Below are 20,647 nucleotides of genomic sequence, written 5' to 3'. Positions count from 1 at the left end.
GAGCAATGGCGGGACTCTGGGCGAGCGCTGATGGTCGAGGACTCATAGCTGATCGGGTTCCGATCAAGGTTCGATCGATGACTGATCAAGGTTCGATCAATCAATTGCCGACCGACTTTCGATCGAAGACCTATTGCCAATCATTGCCGCCAGTTTGGCCACCAGTTGCCCATGAAGACGATGGCTGGCTTTGTAGGCCAAGTAATGGGCGCGCGGAATGGTTCCGAGCAGGGCCAAGTCGCCAACTAAGTCTAAGATTTTATGACGCGCTGGCTCATTTTCATACCGCAAGGGCGGATTCAGCCAGCCCGCTTCGCCACAGACTAGGGCATTGTCCAGGCTGCCACCTCGGATCAGGTTGGCGGCCCGCAGTTGTTCAATTTGGTGGGCTAAGCCAAAGGTACGGGCGGGGGCAATGTCGTGGGCAAAGGAGCCGGGTTGGGGTTCCGGTTCGATCGGGCAGAAGGCTGCTCCGGGTGACCAACTGTGCCATTGGTTGCCGATCGCGGGTAGGGCAAAGTCAATCCCATAGCTAAATCGCAGTTCTGCGGCGGGCAAGGCGGCCACAAAAGCATCGCCCTCATGGATCCAAAGGGGTTCAGCAATGGTTGCCGGATCGGTTGCTGGCGTGCGGGTGCTCGGCAAGGCCCGCAGACCAGCTAGGGCGATCGCCCGACACCATTCAATGGCGGAACCGTCCAACAGGGGCACTTCGGGCCCATTAATTTCCACTTGGGCCGCCCCCACGCCACAGGCGACCAAGGCGGCCATCAGGTGCTCGATCGTGCGGACGGTGGCTTGCGGATCTTGGGGTGATCGAACCTCCGTGGACAGTTGCGTTTGAGAAACCAAATCCCAATGCGCGGGAATGACCGGGCGATCGGGCAAATCCGTGCGCACAAACCGAATACCCGGTTCCAAGCTGGGCTGCACCCACAGGGTTACGGGCAATCCGGAATGTAGCCCCACGCCCGATCGACTAAAGGCCTGGCCGAGGGTGCGTAGGGGGGCGATCGGGCGCTGGATCTCCGGCGCGATCGCCATAGCCTCCGAGGACGGCCCGACCATTGCGGGTTCTGGTTGGGGTTCCGCTTGCAGTTCTGGTTCTAATGCCGTTGGTAATTCCCTTTGCATTGCCCCTAGAACCGCTCACCGATACCAAAGTGCAGTCGATTGCCGCCCTCGCTGTTCCAGCCATAATCCAGACGGATTGGGCCAAAGGGCGTGCGGGCCCGCAGCCCAACCCCATAGCCCACACCCCAACCGGGCTTTTCACGCACCACGGCCGGTTGCCCGGGCACATCTTCCCCAGAACCAAGGTCGGTGGCAAAGTCCAGGAACAGCACGCCGCCCACGGGAATTTGTTCCGTTACCTTCAACAGGGGGAAGCGATATTCCACCGAAGATTGGAAGAAGTAGCGACCGCTGCCCACCTCGCCTTCATCAAACCCGCGCACGGAGTTGGTGCCGCCCAGGGGGAAAGCTTCATAGGGAGGCAAGTCTCCAAACACGCCGCCCGCTTGCAGGTTCACGGCGATCGTTTCGGGGCCGTTGGTGAACTTGGTGAATTCCACCGGGAAATAGCGGCTGTAGTTGGCCCGCAGTCGGGTGAAGAAAATACCGGTAATGGGAATGGCTTGATCCAGACCCACCCGGAAGAAGGAGCCTTGGGTGGGGGTGACTCGATCGTTTCGGCGATCGTTGGTCAAGGCCAGTTGCAGGGTGAAGATGTCGTCCTTGCCGTCCTCGTTGAAGGCCAGTTGGTTGCCATCTTCGTCTTCGGGGCTGAGGTCGCCATCGCGATCGACAATGCGCACATGCTGGAACTCTGCCCCCAAGGAGCCGCTCCAGGTGCTGGACAGGGGCCGGCTAAAGACCACGCGCCCCCCGGTGCGATCGACCCGAGGCAGATCGCCATTGTCCAACTCCACTTCTCGCTCACCCCCATCAAAAATCAGCGAGATCGATCGCCGCTTGTAGAGGTTGACCGTGTAGGACGTTCGGTTGGGGTCACCCGCAATCCAAGGATCCGTGAAGCTGAGGTCAAAGCCCAAACCCCGCTCCGACAGTTGCACTTCTGCGCCCAACTTTTGGTTATTGCCCCCCAGGTTTTGTTCCTGGAAACTGACGGAGCCAAAAATGCCGCTGGTGGAGCTAAAGCCCACTTCCGTTCCCAAAACGGCGGTGTTTTTTTCCTGAAGATTCACCGACACATCCACCTTGCGCGGATCCGTGCCGGGATTGAGGGTTAACTGCACATCTTCAAAAATGCCCAGCCCAAAGACGCGCCGCAAATCCTTCTGAATCTGATCGCGGTTAAACACTGCGCCCGGTTTGGTGTCCATTTCGCGGAACACAATGAAATCGCGGGTGCGGCCGGTGACCGTTGTGCCGTCTTCGTTTGTGGGCTTGCCGTCGTCGTTCAGGAAGGTGATGTTGATGTCTTCAATTTGCCCTTCCGCCACTTCCAGGGTCACGTTGCCGTCTTGACCCACGCGCGGCGATCCCACCACTTGGGCTAGCACATAGCCATTGGACTGATACCACTGGGTGAGCTGTTTGATCGACTCTTGCAGCTTGTTCAGGTTCAGGGTGGAGCCATACAGGGGGCTGAAGATCCGATCGATTTCCGTGGCTGGCAGCACCGTGGAGCCTTCGATTCGCACCGCCTGTAAAACCGGGTTGGGGGTGACCTCAAAGGTGACCCGTACCCCCAAGGGGGTGTCGTCCGGCACGGCACGCACGTTGGCGAATAGCCCCGTGGCAAAAATGCGGTTGATGTCCTCTTGCAGTTGGCTGCGGGTGGCCGTTTGACCTGGCCGGGTGCGAATGACTTTGTAAACCTCTTCTTGCAAGGTGGCTTCTGCGCCGGCCACAACCACTTCCGCAACCAGAACTCTGGCTTCGGTTGGGGTTTGCTCAGGGGCGGCGGGTTCTTCGGTGGCTGGGCTGGGGGCGGGTTCCCCTTGGGCGATCACCCCGGTTGAGGGCTGGGGGCTGGGCTGTGCGGGCCCGGCGGCGATCGGGCCGTTGACCGGGTTGGTCGTCGGGGTTGGTGCTGTCGGGCCGGCGGCCACCGCGATCAGGGCGGGGGGCACAGGATTGGCCGTGACCGCTGGGGAAACCGGCGACAACTCCGGAGTCGCGGCCATGGATTCCGTGGCTAGCTCCGCCGTTGACTGGGTGGCCGATGCCGAGTCCGTGGTTGGCTTCGTTGCCGATTCCGCCGTTGATGCTGCTGCCGATTCCGTCGCCGTGGGTGGTTCTGTCGCCCGGGCTGCTGGACTGGTCACCGAGACGATCGTGGCACTTGCAGCCAGCACTGGCCACAGGATCATCAAACGCAAAACACGCATACACTCCTCACCTTAGGACGCAGCCAACTTTCGATGTGGCGGTGGAAACAACGGGTTAGCGTCCAATTTAGCCATTGAGATGGGTTTGAGGCTCGCTGCTGCGCCGTTGCTCCGAATTTAGGGGTCGGACATCGATCGAGGATTGCAATCGACCACGCGCCACCGGGAGCCATCTCACTCCATCTGAATTCGGTTCGCTAACCGACAACCCAACCAACAACCAAAACAGTGCAATCCTACCGCAGGAGCTTGTCGCTTGAGAGTGGCCAGGGGATCTCTAATTCGCCAAAACCTTTTCCAGGACTCGCTGATAAGCCCCTTCCACGTTTCCTAAATCTTGGCGGAAGCGATCCTTATCCAACACTCGGGCGATCGGGTCGGTTTCCTTGGCATCCCACAGGCGACAGGTATCCGGGCTAATCTCATCCCCCAGCACAATCCGCCCGCCGGAGTCGATGCCGAATTCGATCTTGAAGTCCACCAAGATAATGTCGCACTGCTGGAAAAAGTCGCGCAGGATTTCGTTAATCCGTTGGGTCAGCTCCGTAATTTCTCGTACCTGAGCTGGCGTGGCCAACTTCATGGCGTAGATTCGGCCCTCCGTCACCAACGGATCCCCAAATTCATCGTTCTTGTAGCAGAACTCAATCAACGGGGGTTCCAGCGGCGTACCCAGGGCAATGCCCGTTTGTTTGCAAAGACTACCGGCGGCAAAATTCCGCACAATCACTTCCAACGGCACGATGGTCAAGGCCCGCACATTCATCTCATTGGGAGCGGGGCAGTCCACAAAGTGGGTCGGCACGCCCGCCGCTTCCAGCTTGCGAAACAGGTGTTCCGACATGGTGCAATTAATGCGCCCTTTACCCGCGATCGTCCCTCGTTTTTGGGCATTGAATGCCGTGGCATCGTCCTTGTAACAGGCCAACAGAATGGTGGGATCCGCCGTGGCGTACAGGATTTTGGCTTTGCCTTCGTAAAGCTTTTGTAGAGCGGTCATGGATTCCTGAAGCGCAATAATTCCTGAAGCGCAATAAATTTCGACCCATCCAGCTTAGGGCCTGTCGTCCATGGCCAGCCGCTGAGCGATCGCGACGGCTCGATGGCAACCCGTTGGCCGGGTTGGATTGCTGCAATTCTGCACTGCTGTGTGGCTGTTGCGTGGCTAGAGTCCCGTTTGGTTAAATCCCCACCCGATCGCGATCGGGGTTTAGCCATTGCCACAGGAAATCGTAGTGATGGATATAGCCTGGTTCCTCAGCCACGCGGGCGGCCGCCAACAGGGGCGACACCAGCGCCTTAATCGTCAGGGCAATCAGAAACGGAATTCCGACCAGGGCGCTGCAAAGGGCGGCCGCTACCAAAACGTTGAGGTGAAAATTCACAGCCGATCGGGCGTTGGCCTGGGCCCGGGGGTCAGGAGCCGCCACCATAATTGCGATCGCCAAACCGCAGCAAACCAATTCCAATAACACTGCGCGATCGACCCCGATCGGGGCCAGGGTCACCATTCCCAAGCCGCAGCCCAGGAACACTGACCAGTGGGCCAACGTTGCCAGCCAATCCGACTGATCCGGTTGGGGCGGATTGGTGCGCCAAGGCTCGAACTGCCATTGCCCAAGTTGCCATCCCATAAACACCTCCTGACCGGTCAATGCGGGCGACGATGTGCGGCGGCCGTCTCAACCGAGTTTCAACGTTTCAACCCAAGGTCAACCGACTTGTGTTAGCAACCACCACACCACAACAACACGATCGAGCAACCAAAACATCGATACCTTAGTTCTATCGACTTTTGGGGACAGCATCCTGAGGACTTGGCGGCTTGTAATGTTTATTTGCACTCATTTGTGCCGATCGTGCCGCTTTGCTTCCCCGCTGCTTCAGGGGGCGATCGCAGGGCGCAAGTCACCCAAACCTATTCCTGAACCAATAATCCTGCGTAGATCCTGCGTAAATCCTGAGCAAATCCCGAACCAATTCCAGGCGAATTTCGAGCAAATTCTGAGCAAATCAGTGAAGCCTGAGCACATTTTTCCTGATCAAACTTTACGTATCTTTACGCTCTCATCTCCGTTGGCCCCTCAGGCTTTACGCTAAAAACGCCGATCGGCCTCCCTGTTTTTGAGACTCAATCCTTTAACACCCTATGTTCCCCACCCATCGCCCTCGTCGTTTGCGGACTAGCGAAACCCTGCGCCGCATGGTTGCGGAAACCGTCGTCACCACCAACGATTTGATCTACCCGTTGTTTGCAGTGCCGGGTGAAGGGGTGGCGAACGAAGTGAAGTCGATGCCGGGTGTTTATCAACTCTCGATCGACAAAATCGTTGAAGAAGCCAAACAGGTTTATGACCTAGGAATTCCTGCCATCATTTTGTTTGGAATTCCCGCTGAAAAAGACACCGATGCAACCGGTGCTTGGCATGATTGCGGCATTGTCCAAAAGGCAACCGAAGCCGTGAAAAAAGCCGTGCCCGATTTGGTGGTGGCGGTGGATACTTGCCTGTGCGAATACACCAGCCATGGGCACTGCGGCTATTTGGAAACGGGCGATCTCAGCGGACGAGTTCTGAATGATCCCACCTTGGAATTGCTGAAAAAAACCGCCATTGCCCAAGCCAATGCCGGAGCCGACATCATTGCACCTTCGGGGATGATGGATGGGTTTGTGAAATCCATTCGGGAAGCCTTGGATGCAGCCAAGTTCCAAGACATTCCAATCCTCTCCTACGCCGCCAAATATGCCTCGGCTTACTATGGGCCGTTCCGGGATGCGGCTGAATCAACCCCGCAATTTGGCGATCGCCGCACCTATCAAATGGATCCGGCCAATGGGCGGGAAGCCATCAAGGAAATTGTCCTGGACATTGCTGAAGGGGCGGATATGTTGATGGTGAAGCCGGCTCTGGCCTACATGGACATCATTTGGCGCGTGAAGGAAGCGAGCAATTTGCCTGTGGCGGCCTATAACGTTTCCGGTGAATATTCGATGGTGAAGGCGGCGGCCCTCAACGGTTGGATTGATGAGCAACGCGTGGTGATGGAAACCATGACCAGCTTTAAGCGATCGGGCGCAGATTTGATTCTGACTTACCACGCCAAGGATGTGGCTCGCTGGCTGAAGGGCTAAGCGGATTCCTGAGACGTATTTTCAGACACTCACCAAGCACCAGTTGCTATGGGGCAAGGGGCTTCAGCCCCTTGTCTTTTTTGATTTGGGATTGGTTGAGTTTGTTTTTGTTGATTTCTGATTTTGAGCAATGAGATGATTGAGGAGCCGGTTTTATAGAAATCGGTTTGGACTTTTTATTGGCTTCTTAAATTTGGCTTTTTAGATTTGGTTGTTTAGATCCAGGGTGCTCCTGAGGTAAGTGGCACAGGCGGCGGCACTCGAATTGAGGAAGCTGCGTCTGCTAAAACAGGCCTCAACAAGTCTCTCCTGGAAATCTATGACACTCGTTACCTCCCTGGCCGATAACGGCCCCGGTTCCCTGCGTGCGGCCTTGGCGGCGGCCCCCAATGGCGACACCATCACCTTTGCCCCTAACTTGGCCAACCAAACCATTCGCCTCACCAGTGGCCAACTGTTGGTCGATCGGGACATCATCATCGATGGAGCTAATGCGCCAGGGTTGGTGATTAGCGGCAACGAAAGCAGCCGGGTGTTTTATGTCAGCAAGCAGGGCGGTTCCGCCACGTTTCGCAACCTGACCGTGGCTGATGGGCGCACCCGAGGAGCCACCAACGTCAGCACTTCCGGCGCGGGGATTGGCACTGACATTCGCGTTAACCTGACGATCGATAACGTCACCTTCCGCAACAACGAGGCGGAAAACTTCTCCGGTGGTGCGGTGTCCCTGGAGTTTCAGGGGAAGGGCACGATCACCAACAGCCGCTTTGACAATAACCGAGCCAGCCAAAAAAATAGCGGCTCGATCGTGGAGTTTGGGGCCGGCGCGGTGCAAAGTTGGGCCGAAACGACGCTGGTGGTGCGCAACAGCGAATTCACCAACAACAAAGGAACCAACGGCGGGGCGATCGGCACGATCCAAACCGAATTGCTAGTGGAAAACAGCCGTTTTCTGGGCAACGATTCCAGCAAAGGCGGCGCGGCCTTTTGGGGCCAAGGCGGGGCCATCTACGCTGATGCTGCCAGCAAATTTGGCGATGGGGTGGGTGGTCAAATGATCATTCGGAGCAGCTACTTTTCGGCCAACCGAGCCGCTGCTCAAGGGGGGGCGCTTTCGCTCTATCCCTACCGACCGGACAAGGCGTTGATTGAGAATTCAATCATTGTTGACAACACCGTGGTGGCCGATCCGGGCGGGAATGGCTTGGGGGGCGGTGTGCGCTTGGCCGTGGGGGATGCGATCATTCGCAACAGCACGATCGCCAATAACAATGCTGAAACTCAAGGCGGCGGGGTTTGGATTGCGGAAGATGCTTCAGTGCAAATCATCAACACCACGATCGGGAATAACAAAGCGGTGAATCCCGATCCGCTGCGGGGAATTGGCGGCGGCATTTTCTTTGCCAATAATCAGGCGAACAAACTAATTAATGTCACCTTGGCTAACAACACCGCGAGTGGCTTTGGCGGCGGCATTTTCAAAAATGATGCGTCCTCGGTGGAAGTCACGAACAGTTTGTTCGTAAACAATCGGGCCGGCAACAGCTTTAGCGAATCGTTCCAAACCAACCGCACCCTGACCGATGGGGGCAATAACCTGCAATTTCCCGCCTCGTTGCCCGGGGGCAAAGATCCGCAAGTTACTGGCAGCGCGATCGTGACCGATCCAAAGCTGGGGCCCCTGCAAGACATTGGCGGCGGCCAATTGGGCTATTTGTTGCAAGCGGGCAGCCCGGCCATTAACGCCGGAAAAGCCGTGGCCGGTGTGACGACAGATCAGCGCAGTTTGCCGCGTGATGGGGCGATCGACATTGGCTCCACGGAATTTGGTGTGGGTGGCGGTGGTACAACTCCGCCCCCAGCCGGTCAGTTCACTTCCGGTAATGATGACCTGAACTTGACCGATAACGCTGATTCGGCCGATGCCCTGGCCGGGAACGATCGGGTGGTGGCCCTCAGCGGGAGTGACAATGTTTTCGGAAATGCGGGCGATGACAGCCTGTTTGGGAATGCAGGTGATGACACCCTGTTGGGCGGCGATGGTGCGGATTTCCTGTTTGGCGGGCGCGATCGCGATCGACTCTTCGGCAACCTAGGCAATGACCAGATCTTCGGCAACATCGGTGACGATGAGCTTTATGGCGGTCGTGATGCGGATAGCCTGTTTGGCGGCCAAAACAACGACAGCCTGTTTGGCAACATCGGTGCAGACTTGCTCTCGGGTGATTTGGGTGATGATTCCCTCTTTGGGGGGCAAGACAATGACACCCTGGTGGGCGGTGACGGGGCTGATTTGCTCTCGGGCGATTTGGGCAACGATCTCCTTACGGGGGGCGCAGGGGCTGATCGATTCATCATCGGTTCCGGCAAGGGCACGGAAACGATTACTGATTACCAAGACGGGACGGACAGGATTGTGCTGGCGGCTCCGTTGGCCTTTGGTGGCCTCAGTTTTGCCACGGTCAGCGGTGGGGCGGAAATTCGCTTTGGCAGTGAGGTGTTGGCCTTTGTGCAGGGGGTGAGTCCGGCGGTGTTTGACCCGGCGGACTTCGGAACCATCTAGCACCACCCAAGGGGCGATCGGTCAGGTCGGATTGGGCGATCGCCCCTTGTCATAATGAGAGCAATTGCGATCGTGAGGATCCGCCGATGATTGCCCAAACCCCCAGCGCACCGGGAATAATCCAACCGAAACCGATCGAGTATCCCGACAGCGACGGCCAGCCGATGGCAGACAACACCAAACAATTCCAATGGATTCAAACCATCCATAGCAACCTCGCCGCCCTCTTTGCCAACGATCCCCAAGTCTTTGTGGCGGGCGACTTACTTTGGTATCCCGTTGAAGGCGACAACAAAACCCGCCAAGCGCCCGATGTGATGGTGGTGTTTGGCGCACCCAAGGGCGATCGGGGTTCCTATATGCAATGGCGCGAAAACAACATCGCCCCGCAGGTGGTGTTTGAAATTTTGTCGCCGGGGAATCGCCTAACCGAAATGATGAAAAAGCAGATGTTCTATCACCGCCACGGCGTGGAGGAATATTACATCTATGACCCCGATCGCAACGACCTGAGCATCTTGATTCGGGGGGCAGGTGAGGCGCTGGAACCGGTGGATGAACCGGATAGTTGGGTCAGTCCTCGGTTGGGCATTCGGTTCCAACTGGGCGAAGAAACCCTCACGCTCCTGCGGCCAGACGGCCAGCCTTTTTCCACCCTGATCGAGGAGCGCCAACGGGCTGAACAAGCGGAGCAGCAAGCCGCACAAGCACGGGAGCAAGCTGAGCAGGCCCAACAACAGGCGGCAGAAGAGCGCCAACGGGCTGAACAGGCCCAGCAGCGTGCCGATCGCCTTGCGGCTCGACTGCGAGAATTGGGGCTGGATCCCGAAACGATCGACCCCTAAAGCACAGGAAAGGGAGTAAGCATCGATGTTGCGATCGATCAAAATTGGCCGGGTCAAAATCGGCTTGGTGGGATGGGGACTTTGGCTAGGGACGATCGCTCCTGGCCAGTCGATCGCCTGGGCCATGCCTTCGCCAATGTCCGAACCACCAGTTTTGCCGGTTTTGATTGATTGCCAAAACTTGCAACCGGCTCCCGATCGCAGCAAAACCCTTCCCCCCGACGCAGCGGAAAACCTGGGTGATTGGCAGCTTTGCACCCAGCATCCTGAAACCGCGATCGAGTGGTATCAAACGGCCCTGGCGGGTTACCGTGCCTTGGGAGAAAGTGCCGAGGCATCCGTAACGATCGCCCTGTTCAAGCTGGCTCGGGCCCACCTGATGGCTGAACAGCCCACCGCTGCTCTGGATTACTACCACCAAGCGATCGAGCGAGATCCGATCTATGGCTTCTTGGATTTATTCCTGGAACGGCAGGTTTCGCCCCTAGGAGAACCGGTCACGGACTCTGGATTGCGGGGCAATGGCTACAGTGGCCCCACCCGAGCGGAACCCTCGATCGCCGCCAGCGCCCAGTTTGAGCTGGCCTACGACTCCTATCGCCTTGGGCAAATCACCGCCGCCCTTCAGGCCTATCGCACCGCCTTGCAACTGCGGCCCAACTTTGCCCAGGCCCACTTAGGGCTAGGCATGGCTCTGGAGCGACAAATGGACTACGAAGGCGCAATCCGAGCCTATCAAACTGCTCTCAAACTGGAGCCAGACTTGGTTTGGGGACATTACCGCCTAGGCGCGTTGCTCACTATTCGCTATCAACCAACGGCGGCCCGGGCCGCCCTGCGGCGGGTGGTGGATGCCCACACGGGTCTCGATTCCTTGGGAGAAGCGGTTAAAGCGGCAATCGTCGAAGACCTAATGGGGGATTTCTACCAATCCCGAGGAGACTTGGCCGAGGCCGATCGCGCCTATCAACGGGCCCTGGCCCTCGCTCCCCAGGGGCCGGGTTTTTACCTAAAGCTGGGGAAAAACTGCCTGATTTGGGGCCAACATCAACGGGCGATCGACTCCTTTCGTGCTGCCCTGGTCCAACTGCCGCCCGACCATCCCGATCAGGAACTGGCTGAAGTGGGCATTGCCGAAGCCCTGGTTTGGTCGGATCGTTGGGCCGAGGCCAGGGCCCAGCTAGACAGCGTTCTTCAGCGTTGGCCCAACTCTGCTGATGCCCAGAAATTAAGGGAGTATGTCAACAGTCGGCCCCGCTAGCGTCGGTTATCCTATCCCATGGTTCAAAAATCATTTCCTAGGGATGTTTCCAGATGGCTCGACAACTGATTAGCTCCGGCTCGCCGTTTGAAGCAGAAATCGGCTACAGCCGCGCCGTACGCCAAGATCCCTGGGTTTTCGTGTCGGGTACGACGGGCTTCAACTACGACACCATGACGATTTCCGACAGTGTGGCTGAGCAAACCGAGCAGTGCCTCAAAAACATCGAAGCCGCTCTCCAGCAAGCGGAATCCTCGTTGAAAGATGTGGTGCGCGTCACCTATATCCTGCCGGATGCGGCGGATTTTCCCCAATGTTGGCCGGTGTTGCAGCAATATTTCGGGGAGGTGCGCCCCGCTTGCACGATGATCACCGCTGGGTTGGCTGACCCGGCCATGAAGATTGAAATTCAAGTGACCGCCCTCAAGCAATCCTAGGCGATCGATCTCGGTGGCTGGCTGGGGCTGGAGTTGACCAGGGCCGATCGCAGGCCATTGACGCGATCGCCCCATCCCCAAAATTCCCGTGGCATCATGCCCACAGGCCCGATTCAAGGGTTTTGGGACGTTTAGAGTTTGGGGAAACCTATGAAAGTTGCCGTTTTCAGCACGGAACCCTACGATCGCCAATTTTTGGATGCCGCCAACGCCAACGCCGGTCATCCCCACGAACTGGTTTACTTTGATACTCGCCTCGAAGCCCACACCGCCGCCCTTGCCGCTGGATTTCCCGCCGCTTGCATTTTCGTGAACGATGACGGAGGGCCCGAAACCCTCAAACTTCTGGCCGACAACGGCACAAAACTGATCACCCTTCGCTGCACGGGCTACAACAACGTTGATCTGCGTGCCGCCCAAGACTGTGGCCTCACCGTTGCTCGCGTCGCGGTTTATTCTCCCTACTCCGTGGCCGAGCATGTGGTGGGTTTGATCCAAGCGCTCAACCGCAAGCTACACCGAGCCTATAACCGCGTGCGGGACGATAATTTTTCCCTCAATGGCCTGTTGGGCTTTGATCTTCACGGCCGGACGATCGGGATTGTGGGAACGGGGAAAATCGGTTTGATTTTGGCTCAAATCATGACCGGCTTTGGCTGCAAAGTGCTGGGCTATGATGTCTATCCCAACGCCCAATTTGAAGCGATCGGGACGGCCCGCTATGTCTCCTTGCCGGAGCTGTTTGCCCAGTCAGACATCATCTCCCTCCATTGCCCTCTGACCCACGACACGCACCATCTGATCAGCAAACAGGCGATCGATCAGATGAAGCCCGGCGTAATGCTAATTAACACCAGCCGCGGCCAATTGGTGGACACCAAAGCCGCGATCGAGGGCATCAAATCGGGTCAAATTGGCTATTTGGGCATCGATGTCTATGAACAAGAGGCCGAACTCTTTTTCCGTGACCTGTCCGACACCGTGATTCAGGACGATACCTTCCAGTTGCTGCAATCGTTCCCGAACGTGATCATCACCGCTCACCAAGCCTTCTTTACCCGCGAAGCCTTGGGGGACATTGCTCGCACCACTATTGAAAACCTCACCGCCTTCGAGCGACACCAACCGATCGCCAATGAGGTGCGTCTTCCTGATTAGGGATCACGGCTGATTGATCACGACTCGGGTTCTTTTCTGCCCTTCTCAGTCATTGTCTTCAGTGTTAATTGATCAGGGGCGTGCAGTTGTGCGCCCTCTGCGCCCTCATGGATTTGGCCCATGCTGAGCAATCGGATCCATCAGCATTACCCTGCACCGGTTGGCCGAAACTTGCCGGACTTTGCAGGTTTGAAAGACCAGGCTTTAGAGAAATACAACAATTGGTTAAAAAGGATTGCGGGTTGTTGCCGTATCATTCTTAGAAGTATTTTTAACAAACCATAACGTTTCTCAGCCAAGGAGCGACCATGACGATCGCGGTGGCCCCCGAGCAGCCCACGACCGCAGTGCAGCACGTTCCGCGAGAATATCTCGACCCACCCCAGGAACTGTTTAACCCCACGCTGCTAATGATGGTGGCCGCCACCGCAATTGTGGTGCTCTCCGTCTGTGGCTATTGGCTATGGCACTGGCCGGACTGGATTTGTTTTTGTGCCAATGTGCTGGCGATGCACCTGTCGGGAACCGTCATTCACGACGCATCCCACAACGCCGCCCACAAATACCCGATCGTCAATGCCATCCTGGGCCACAGCAGCGCCCTGATGTTGGGGTTTGCGTTTCCCGTGTTCACGCGGGTTCACCTGCAACATCACGCCAACGTCAACGACCCCAAAAACGACCCCGATCATTTTGTTTCCACCTGCGGGCCCCTGTGGTTAATTGCACCCCGGTTTTTCTATCACGAAATTTTCTTCTTCCAACGCAAGCTCTGGCGCAAGTATGAGTTGCTGGAATGGTTTCTGAGTCGAATGGTGCTGGTGGGCATTGTGTGGGCCGGCATCCATTGGGACTTCATTGGCTACGTGATGAATTTCTGGTTCTCGCCCGCGTTGGTGGTGGGTTTGGCCCTGGGATTGTTTTTTGACTATCTACCCCATCGGCCGTTTGAGGAGCGCAATCGCTGGAAGAATGCACGGGTCTATCCGAGTGCTCTGCTGAATTGGTTGATTTTGGGGCAAAACTATCACCTGATTCACCACCTTTGGCCCTCAATCCCCTGGTATCACTACAAAACGGTTTATGAACGGGTGAAGCCGTTGTTGGATCAGAAAGGATCGCCGCAGACGCTGGGCATTCTGGGAGACCAAAAAAATTTCTGGAATTTCATGTATGACGTGTTCTTGGGCATTCGTTTCCATCGCCACTGAGCCAGGTTGAGCCAGGTTGATGAGCAATATCGGGCGGTATTGAGCGATATTGAGCGATCGGGAAACAAGAGCCAGGCTCAGATCAGCATGATTTGTCAGGAAACCCGGGTATTCATCGCTGATTGATGACTAATTTGCTGATTTGATCCCGATAAATTTCTGATTAATTCCTGACGACTTCCCGATCGATTGCTCAATCTCAGTTCCGTATCAATCCCCTGTCTGGCGATCGTCAATGCCAGGCAGGGGTTGCTTTTTGACCCGATTGCTCCCGGGATCCGGCTCGGGGGCCGAGCTGCTGGGTGGATGGGTTGGTTCAACCCATTGGTTTCTGATTGGGTGCTGGCTCTGTGCTCTTTGTTGGCCACAAGCATTTTGCCTCGGAAAAATTCGCTACACCATTAGCACTTCCCCGATCGCCCCCTGTGATCGGGTTGTGGCCTTGGGTTGCGGATGCAGCATCCTGCTGCCTTGCCCTCTTCTCCCGAAGCCGTTTTCAGACCTGCGCGATCGATGATTGCAACCGGGAAAAATGGAACCAATCGCTCCAACATTACGCGGTCACAGGTTTTGGCTCCCCGCTAGGGCGATCGGGACAACGTGCCCAGCCATCCGGATGGCCGGTCGCTGTGATGGGAACTATGAGGAAATGCAATCAGTCTTTGGATGAAACTGTATGCATTTTGTCAAACACTCGTTACAAGATGTCATAATCTAAAGAGCAGATAGGTCATTCAACCTTGACGTTGCCCCACCCATGGGGATCAAGGCTGAAACCAACGACCATCTGCGGTGCGATCGAGCCGAATCCCTACGACGACACAACAACTCGGCGATCGCGCGGGACTTCGCAACCGCTACACCCAGTGAGGTGACTACCATGGATCATTCATTTGAATTGAGCCTCGAACAGCAGTTCAACATCCGCTCCTTCGAAAGTCAGGTAGCCCACATGAGCCTTGAGCAGGCCCAGCAATTCTTGGTTGAGCTGTATCGCCAAATGATCGTCAAAGAAACCATGTACAAGGAGTTTCTGAAGCATGAGTGGGGTCTCGGCGAGCGTTTTCAAGCGCCCTAGGCCAGCGCCCTAGCGGTTCCCATCCGCTGCAACCCGATCGACTCGGTGCGAGCTGCCTCCGTCTCCTGCTCTGTTCCTGCTGTGAACCGAACTGGGGGTGTTGGGGTAACGCTCTCCCACCCAAGGCTAAAGGGTTGTCCCCGTTCCGAGAATCGAATTGCTGAGCTTGGCTGCTGACTCTGTGCGCCGACCTGCCCACAGCCCTCTGGTTCAAACGCTTCCGAACACCACCCCACAATGTCATGTTGAATGGTTTGCCTCCTAAGAACACCGGGCCCGGCACCCGAAAGTTATTCCGAAAGTCCATAAAGAACGCTAGCTTGGAGGGGATACGATTTCGATCGGATCCCCTCTTGGCTTCAGGGGCTAAGGGGCGGTGGTAACTGTTCTCGATCGCTACGTTGATCATCGCTACGTTGGCCACTGTTGGTGATCACTCTCGATCGCTGTAGCGGTGGCGATCCGTTTAACTCGTAGTTGGTTGGTCTTAAGGTTTGGTACGAGGATTTTGACCCATGGCGTGGGGCGACCAAATTTACGTGATGCGATCTCTGGCCGGGTTGCAAAGTGCCTATGAGCATCACGGGATTGATTGTGGTGATGGAACCGTGATCCATTACTCCAAGCGCGGTGAAGTGCCCAAGGTGACGCGCACATCCTTGCTGGAATTTGCCAGCACGCAACCGGTCACCGTGAAGCGCTATGCCACTTGCTATTTGCCCGATGCGACGATCCAGCGCGCGGCCAGTCGGTTAGGGGAAACAAAATATAGCCTGCTGCTGAATAATTGCGAGCATTTTGCCACCTGGTGCAAAACGGGCCGGGCGGTGAGTCATCAAGTACAAGACTTTTTGCCTTTTCTGGAAAAAGCGGATCCCGATTGGGTTGATCAGGTGCTGCATCAGCCTACGGAGTCGGGGGATGAGCAGGCCCAGGTGCAGGCTATTCTCGATCGCGCCTTGGCGGATATCAAACCGGTTTGGAATAATTTGCAACCGCAATATAACCGGGCTGTGGATGAGCTGCGGGATTGGCATGAGGTGGCGTTGTTGGCCATGCAGCAAGGGAGGGAGCCGGTGGCGCGGCGGGCGATCGCCCGGAAGTTGGCGGCCAAAGAGCGGGCCCAAACCCTCAAGACAGATCTCGATCGGTTGGCGGAGATGACTGAAACATTGCTGCGGAACGCTAAAAAAATCTCATAATCCACTGCGCGACTCCGTTAAATTCTGGAGTGTTGAAGCCTTGATCGCTGAAGCCTAAAGCGGTTGGTCGCTGGGGATGCTGTCTAGGGCAGCCCGCCAACCTTGATTGGCAGTCCAGGTGATGGCTCCGTCTTCGCCGGTTTGGTAAAGTTGCGCCCGCTGCGATCGCATGAGGGGGGTAACGGTGGGTGCTAGTTCACGGGTGGAGGCGATCGCCCAGCGGGGTTGCAAAGCGGCCACCAGTTCCGGGGCGAGGTCTTGGCCTGGCCACCAAAGACCAGTGACCGATCGCACCTGTCCCGTTTGGGCGAGCAGTTTTTGTTGAGCGACGGAACAATTGCCCAGGAGAAACCAGCGCTCTTTCCCCAACTCTAAGGTTAAGGCAGGGGCGATCGGGTCAATGACCGTGAGGTTGGCGCGGCCCATGCGCAAGGTTTGACCGGCTGTCAGGTTGCTGTAGCGACCGTTGCGAACCCGAGCAGCACTGACCATGGCTCGATCGACATTAGAAGCGGCCGTTTGCAACGGTTGATCGTATAGGTTGGCGATCGGTTGTTGCTCCAAAATTCGCAGCCACCCTCGCCGTCGATCGGGGCGATCGCTCATCACCACCCCAACTTCAATGCGGTTAATGCCCTGTTGGCGCAAGAAGGGCAACACCGTGAACTGAGCTACGGGTAAGTCTCCGGCTCCCGCCAGCAACAAGCGCCCTCCATCCCGCACGGCCAACATCGGTTGGCTGCCCGCATCCAGAACGGTAGCCGTGAGTTCCCCGCTGCGAGCCAACCAACCGGGCCCGATCGCCACCACTAAAGCCCCGATTGCCACTAGGCTCCAACGATTGGCCCGCTGAAACCAGGGCCATTGCCAAACGGCCACCAGCAGGAGATATAAAACCAACAACTGCCCGATCGAGATCGCTCCCACGGCGATCGCGCTGCCTGGCCAACTGGCGATCCATTCTCCAAAGGTCAACAATCCCCGCACGGGATAAACCAAGCCGCTGGCCAACCAGTTTCCCAAGGGGGGCAACAGGCCAATTGCCACCGCTGCAATCAACCCCGCCACCGTTAGCACTGATACCCAAAGACTGGTCAAGGCTGAGGCGATCGGCCCATAGACAGAAATCTGATAAAAAGCCCACAGTTGCACTGGAATCGTCCAGATTGTCGCCGCCAGGGCTGAGGCGATCGGTTCCGACGCAAACTCCGGCAGCCAGCTCAACCGCTGGGCGATCGCCGTCGCCGACACCACCAGTCCCAAAGTGGCCAGCACACTAAACTGAAATCCCAAGTCCCAAATCCAGAGCGGGTTCCAGCACAACATCACCACCACCACCGCCAGCAACGCGCCTAAGGAATTCACTTGGCGCTGTTGAGCCATCCCCCATAGAACCGCTGCCCCCATCAACCCCGCCCGCAGCACGGAGGGACTGGCCCCCGCCAGCCAAACATAACCCCCGAGCAAGATTCCACCCCCGATCGCCACCGCCAAGGGCAAGGGGCGCACCCGAATCAACCCTAAAAAGACCCCCAAAATCACCACAATCTGAAACCCAGATGCAGCCAACACATGGGACAGGCCAGCTCGCACAAAAGTGGTTTGTAGATCTGCGGGCAAGTCCACGGCCAGCCGACCCAAAATCAAGGCTCCCAGAAACGCGCCTTCCGGAAATCCCATTACCCTGACTAAAGATTGCACCAGGCGCTTGCGCACCATTTGTGGATTGAAGGCACTGAGGCTCCACCAAGAATCTGGTTGCACCGCCCCATCAATGGTCTGAACCGTTTGCCCAGAGATCCCTGCAAAACTACCTTCCCGCTGCAAATACCAAGCAAAGTCAAACCCGCCGGGGTTGGTGGGCCGTTGCGGTCGATATAACCGTCCCGTCACTTCCACCATCTGACCCGGTTTCAGCCCCGTTGCTTGGAGCAGAGGAACCGTTGCATAGACTCGGCCCGTAACGCTCTGGGCCAGATTTTGGGGGGGTGGGTTGATGGCGGGGCCGGTGGCCGTTGGAATTTGCAGCAATTGCGTGGATTGCAACCAAAATCTGGCTTTGCCGGATTGGGTGATTTGATAAGCCGAGTCCACTTGACCCCGAACGGTGGCCAGCTCGATCGCCTGGCCGGCCTGTTCCAAACGGGCGATCGCGCGGCTAATGTCATCCGTGCCCGGCTGTGGCAGTCGCCATTGCAAATATAGCGTGGCCATCAATCCCACACAACCCGCCACCACCCAAAACAAGGGCTTCAAGCTCGGGTCAAGCCAGGGCAACCGCCGGGCGATCGCACTCGATCGCACCCCCGCCATCACCAGCCCCAAGCCCAGCAGCCACAACCCGCCACCCGGCAGTCCCCAGACCAGCAATCCCGCCACAAATGCCAACCCCAAAATTGCCGGCCCCGTCATCGTTGCTTCAGCTCCTCGTTGTGAAATCCTCGTTTTGAAACCAGGAAGCGATTAAAAAGGGCGATCGAGTAGACTCCTGCCACCCGATCGCCCCAATTTATTACTCGGTCAAGTGCCAGTCTGTAACGCGCCAGCACCCTGCGCCCGCGCTCAGACTAGCCATCGAACCCACTCCCGATCGCCAATGGCTTACAGCGACAGGCCCAACCGCAATCCGAAAATTGCATGGAGCACCATGACTCCAAACGCCAACGACCCCAAATACGCATGGGCCGTCCGCAATGCCGGTTGGCCGCCCCCAAACTTCGACATGGAAATTGCACCATTAGCACCCAACAACCCCAGCACCAGCGTCCCCGTCCAGAAGTGGGGGCTTTCCAGAATCGGCTTCTGTTGCATGATCAGCGACAACAAACCGCCCGAGTAACCCATCGCCATAAACGTCGTCATCCAAAGAGCCAAGCGCTTATGGCTCGTCAGCATTGTGACCTTTGCATCACTCGGCTCTGTCAGGCGGCCCTTCCAGCCCATCACGACCGCCGCAGTTCCCATCGCAAACATCACAATCCCCATCATCAGTGGGTGGCCCCAATGGGTGACTGGTTCCGGCAAATTCATTCCCCGAAACTGAGCCGCGATCGGCTCCAGAATCTCCGTCAGCCGGTCTGCAACCGTCGAAAGCAAATCCATTCTCCTCGTCCTCTCTCAAAAGCGGCTCATCGAGACCTAATAGCCAGGCCCATCAGTCCTTTCGAGTATAAAGACTTTCGCGATCGCCCCCTTTCCCCAACCCTTGCTCTCTGCCCTCGAAACCTTTAAACCTTCGTCAACACCCCAGCCGTCGATCGACACAGCGGAAACCCCATCTCCTCTCGCCGCTCCACATAAAGCTTCGCTACCTGCCGCGCCATCCCGCGAATGCGGCCGATATAGCGCGTTCGCTCCATCACCGCAATCACCCCCCGTGCGTCCAACATATTGAACGTGTGCGAGCACTTCAGCACAAAATCCAACGCCGGAATCGCTAAACGCCGCTCAATCAGTTGCAGCGCTTCCTTCTCATACAACCCAAACAGCGCAAACAGCATCTCTGGATCCGACGCTTCGAAATTGTAATGGCACTGCTCAATTTCTCCCTGCATGTGGACATCGCCATAGAGCAGCCGGTCATTCCAACGAATATCCGCGATCGCACTCACCCCTTGGAGATACATCACCAACCGCTCCAAGCCATAGGTAATCTCGATCGACACCGGATCGCAATCCAAGCCACCGCACTGCTGGAAATACGTAAACTGCGTCACCTCCATTCCATCCAGCCAAACCTCCCAGCCCACACCCCAAGCGCCAACCGACGCATCCTCCCAGTTATCCTCCACAAACCGCACATCGTGATCCTCCGGGCGAATTCCCAACGCCCGCAGCGAATCTAGATAGATCTCTTGGATATTGTCCGGCGACGGCTTAATCAGCACCTGGTACTGGTAGTAGTGCTGGTAGCGGTTTGGATTCTCCCCATACCGCCCATCCGTCGGCCGGCGGCAAGGCTCCACATAGGCAACCGACCAAGGTTCCGGCCCCAGCGCCCGTAAAAATGTATGGGGATTTTTCGTACCCGCCCCCTTCTCCGTATCGTAGGGCTGACCAATCAAACAACCCTGACCTGCCCAAAACCCATGCAGCGTTGCGATCGCATCCTGAAAAAACACTGCCGAATCCTCCTTATCCACTCAGTCATCCATAAAACAGCGCGCCCCGATCGTACCGATTCTGGGGCGCGCCTCGTATCTAAATAAAAAATCCAAGAAAATTTATTCGTTCAAAGCATTGCTGGGAGGTAGTTTGGGGAATTTGGGGTATGTGGGCGAAAATTTTTTTTCAAAAAGTGTTGACAAGTTCGAGAAAGGTTGTTAATTTAATAAAGCGCTGAGGGGGAAGCGAAAGCGAAGCGAACCGGAAACGGCGGCTGAAGCGAAGCGACCGAAGCGCGG

The 20,647-nt window shown here is 56.9% G+C and carries 16 protein-coding genes; 9 read left to right on the top strand and 7 right to left on the bottom strand.

The window, feature by feature from the left end; translation table 11 throughout:
- Positions 1 to 96: 96 nt before the first annotated feature.
- From lpxC to H6F46_RS07895, 4 genes are all read right to left on the bottom strand, one after another.
- On the bottom strand, positions 97 to 1,044 hold the full coding sequence (gene lpxC / locus H6F46_RS07910; protein ID WP_190354548.1) for a UDP-3-O-acyl-N-acetylglucosamine deacetylase: 948 nt from the start codon (positions 1,042 to 1,044) through the stop codon (positions 97 to 99).
- A gap of 95 nt (positions 1,045 to 1,139) precedes the next feature.
- The gene (locus tag H6F46_RS07905) at positions 1,140 to 3,356 is read right to left on the bottom strand and encodes a BamA/TamA family outer membrane protein (protein ID WP_199291455.1); all 2,217 of its coding nucleotides are present in this window, start codon (positions 3,354 to 3,356) and stop codon (positions 1,140 to 1,142) included.
- A 277-nt stretch (positions 3,357 to 3,633) separates the two neighbouring features.
- A complete protein-coding gene (purC, locus tag H6F46_RS07900) occupies positions 3,634 to 4,356 on the bottom strand; it encodes a phosphoribosylaminoimidazolesuccinocarboxamide synthase (RefSeq protein ID WP_099533515.1) in 723 nt (240 codons plus the stop codon).
- A gap of 181 nt (positions 4,357 to 4,537) precedes the next feature.
- Positions 4,538 to 4,990, bottom strand: a complete 453-nt coding sequence (locus H6F46_RS07895; RefSeq protein WP_099533516.1) for a DUF4870 domain-containing protein — start codon at positions 4,988 to 4,990, stop codon at positions 4,538 to 4,540.
- 515 nt (positions 4,991 to 5,505) lie between these two features.
- Between H6F46_RS07895 and hemB the strand changes: the two genes are divergently transcribed.
- The 9 genes from hemB (at position 5,506) to H6F46_RS07850 (ending at position 16,244) form a co-directional block, all read left to right on the top strand.
- Positions 5,506 to 6,489 carry a porphobilinogen synthase gene (hemB, locus tag H6F46_RS07890; protein WP_190354512.1) on the top strand — a complete coding sequence of 328 codons (984 nt, stop codon included), beginning with the start codon at positions 5,506 to 5,508 and terminating at the stop codon, positions 6,487 to 6,489.
- A 319-nt stretch (positions 6,490 to 6,808) separates the two neighbouring features.
- Positions 6,809 to 9,052: a choice-of-anchor Q domain-containing protein gene (locus tag H6F46_RS07885; RefSeq protein WP_190354513.1), complete on the top strand. Its 2,244-nt coding sequence runs from the start codon at positions 6,809 to 6,811 to the stop codon at positions 9,050 to 9,052.
- Positions 9,053 to 9,138: 86 nt separating this feature from the next.
- Complete coding sequence (locus H6F46_RS07880; RefSeq protein ID WP_099533519.1) at positions 9,139 to 9,897, top strand: Uma2 family endonuclease; 759 nt, start codon at positions 9,139 to 9,141, stop codon at positions 9,895 to 9,897.
- A 25-nt stretch (positions 9,898 to 9,922) separates the two neighbouring features.
- The gene (locus H6F46_RS07875; protein WP_190354514.1) at positions 9,923 to 11,158 is read left to right on the top strand and encodes a lipopolysaccharide assembly protein LapB; all 1,236 of its coding nucleotides are present in this window, start codon (positions 9,923 to 9,925) and stop codon (positions 11,156 to 11,158) included.
- 53 nt (positions 11,159 to 11,211) lie between these two features.
- Positions 11,212 to 11,595 carry a RidA family protein gene (locus H6F46_RS07870; protein WP_190354515.1) on the top strand — a complete coding sequence of 128 codons (384 nt, stop codon included), beginning with the start codon at positions 11,212 to 11,214 and terminating at the stop codon, positions 11,593 to 11,595.
- A gap of 150 nt (positions 11,596 to 11,745) precedes the next feature.
- Positions 11,746 to 12,753 (top strand): 2-hydroxyacid dehydrogenase, encoded by a 1,008-nt coding sequence (locus tag H6F46_RS07865; protein ID WP_190354516.1) that lies wholly within the window; start codon positions 11,746 to 11,748, stop codon positions 12,751 to 12,753.
- 308 nt (positions 12,754 to 13,061) lie between these two features.
- On the top strand, positions 13,062 to 13,964 hold the full coding sequence (crtR, locus tag H6F46_RS07860) for a beta-carotene hydroxylase (RefSeq protein WP_099533522.1): 903 nt from the start codon (positions 13,062 to 13,064) through the stop codon (positions 13,962 to 13,964).
- An 880-nt stretch (positions 13,965 to 14,844) separates the two neighbouring features.
- The gene (locus H6F46_RS07855; protein ID WP_099533531.1) at positions 14,845 to 15,042 is read left to right on the top strand and encodes an NblA/ycf18 family protein; all 198 of its coding nucleotides are present in this window, start codon (positions 14,845 to 14,847) and stop codon (positions 15,040 to 15,042) included.
- A gap of 515 nt (positions 15,043 to 15,557) precedes the next feature.
- Positions 15,558 to 16,244: a lecithin retinol acyltransferase family protein gene (locus tag H6F46_RS07850; protein WP_190354517.1), complete on the top strand. Its 687-nt coding sequence runs from the start codon at positions 15,558 to 15,560 to the stop codon at positions 16,242 to 16,244.
- Positions 16,245 to 16,298: 54 nt separating this feature from the next.
- On the opposite strand, the gene H6F46_RS07845 is transcribed toward H6F46_RS07850, so the two are convergent.
- From H6F46_RS07845 to glyQ, 3 genes are all read right to left on the bottom strand, one after another.
- Entirely contained in the window at positions 16,299 to 18,656 is a 2,358-nt protein-coding gene (locus H6F46_RS07845) for a ComEC/Rec2 family competence protein (RefSeq protein ID WP_190354518.1), read from the bottom strand.
- Positions 18,657 to 18,845: 189 nt separating this feature from the next.
- Positions 18,846 to 19,346 (bottom strand): DUF4079 domain-containing protein, encoded by a 501-nt coding sequence (locus H6F46_RS07840; RefSeq protein WP_099531918.1) that lies wholly within the window; start codon positions 19,344 to 19,346, stop codon positions 18,846 to 18,848.
- Between the two features lie 125 nt (positions 19,347 to 19,471).
- The gene (gene glyQ, locus H6F46_RS07835) at positions 19,472 to 20,365 is read right to left on the bottom strand and encodes a glycine--tRNA ligase subunit alpha (RefSeq protein WP_190354519.1); all 894 of its coding nucleotides are present in this window, start codon (positions 20,363 to 20,365) and stop codon (positions 19,472 to 19,474) included.
- Positions 20,366 to 20,647: the final 282 nt, after the last annotated feature.

The organism is Limnothrix sp. FACHB-1083, assembly GCF_014696485.1.
In the GTDB taxonomy this organism is placed as follows: domain Bacteria; phylum Cyanobacteriota; class Cyanobacteriia; order CACIAM-69d; family CACIAM-69d; genus CACIAM-69d.
Note: the sequence above shows the minus strand (reverse complement) of the source record. Positions and strands in the feature narration are given on the sequence as shown.

Excerpts from the sequence above, each read along its gene's own strand:
- H6F46_RS07885 (WP_190354513.1), top strand. The coding sequence starts at position 6,809 with ATGACACTCGTTACCTCCCTGGCCGATAACGGCCCCGGTTCCCTGCGT.
- crtR (WP_099533522.1), top strand. The coding sequence starts at position 13,062 with ATGACGATCGCGGTGGCCCCCGAGCAGCCCACGACCGCAGTGCAGCAC.
- lpxC (WP_190354548.1), bottom strand. The coding sequence starts at position 1,044 with ATGGCGATCGCGCCGGAGATCCAGCGCCCGATCGCCCCCCTACGCACC.
- H6F46_RS07845 (WP_190354518.1), bottom strand. The coding sequence starts at position 18,656 with ATGACGGGGCCGGCAATTTTGGGGTTGGCATTTGTGGCGGGATTGCTG.
- H6F46_RS07855 (WP_099533531.1), top strand. The coding sequence starts at position 14,845 with ATGGATCATTCATTTGAATTGAGCCTCGAACAGCAGTTCAACATCCGC.
- hemB (WP_190354512.1), top strand. The coding sequence starts at position 5,506 with ATGTTCCCCACCCATCGCCCTCGTCGTTTGCGGACTAGCGAAACCCTG.
- H6F46_RS07850 (WP_190354517.1), top strand. The coding sequence starts at position 15,558 with ATGGCGTGGGGCGACCAAATTTACGTGATGCGATCTCTGGCCGGGTTG.
- H6F46_RS07895 (WP_099533516.1), bottom strand. The coding sequence starts at position 4,990 with ATGGGATGGCAACTTGGGCAATGGCAGTTCGAGCCTTGGCGCACCAAT.
- purC (WP_099533515.1), bottom strand. The coding sequence starts at position 4,356 with ATGACCGCTCTACAAAAGCTTTACGAAGGCAAAGCCAAAATCCTGTAC.
- H6F46_RS07865 (WP_190354516.1), top strand. The coding sequence starts at position 11,746 with ATGAAAGTTGCCGTTTTCAGCACGGAACCCTACGATCGCCAATTTTTG.
- H6F46_RS07875 (WP_190354514.1), top strand. The coding sequence starts at position 9,923 with ATGTTGCGATCGATCAAAATTGGCCGGGTCAAAATCGGCTTGGTGGGA.
- H6F46_RS07880 (WP_099533519.1), top strand. The coding sequence starts at position 9,139 with ATGATTGCCCAAACCCCCAGCGCACCGGGAATAATCCAACCGAAACCG.
- H6F46_RS07870 (WP_190354515.1), top strand. The coding sequence starts at position 11,212 with ATGGCTCGACAACTGATTAGCTCCGGCTCGCCGTTTGAAGCAGAAATC.
- H6F46_RS07905 (WP_199291455.1), bottom strand. The coding sequence starts at position 3,356 with ATGCGTGTTTTGCGTTTGATGATCCTGTGGCCAGTGCTGGCTGCAAGT.
- H6F46_RS07840 (WP_099531918.1), bottom strand. The coding sequence starts at position 19,346 with ATGGATTTGCTTTCGACGGTTGCAGACCGGCTGACGGAGATTCTGGAG.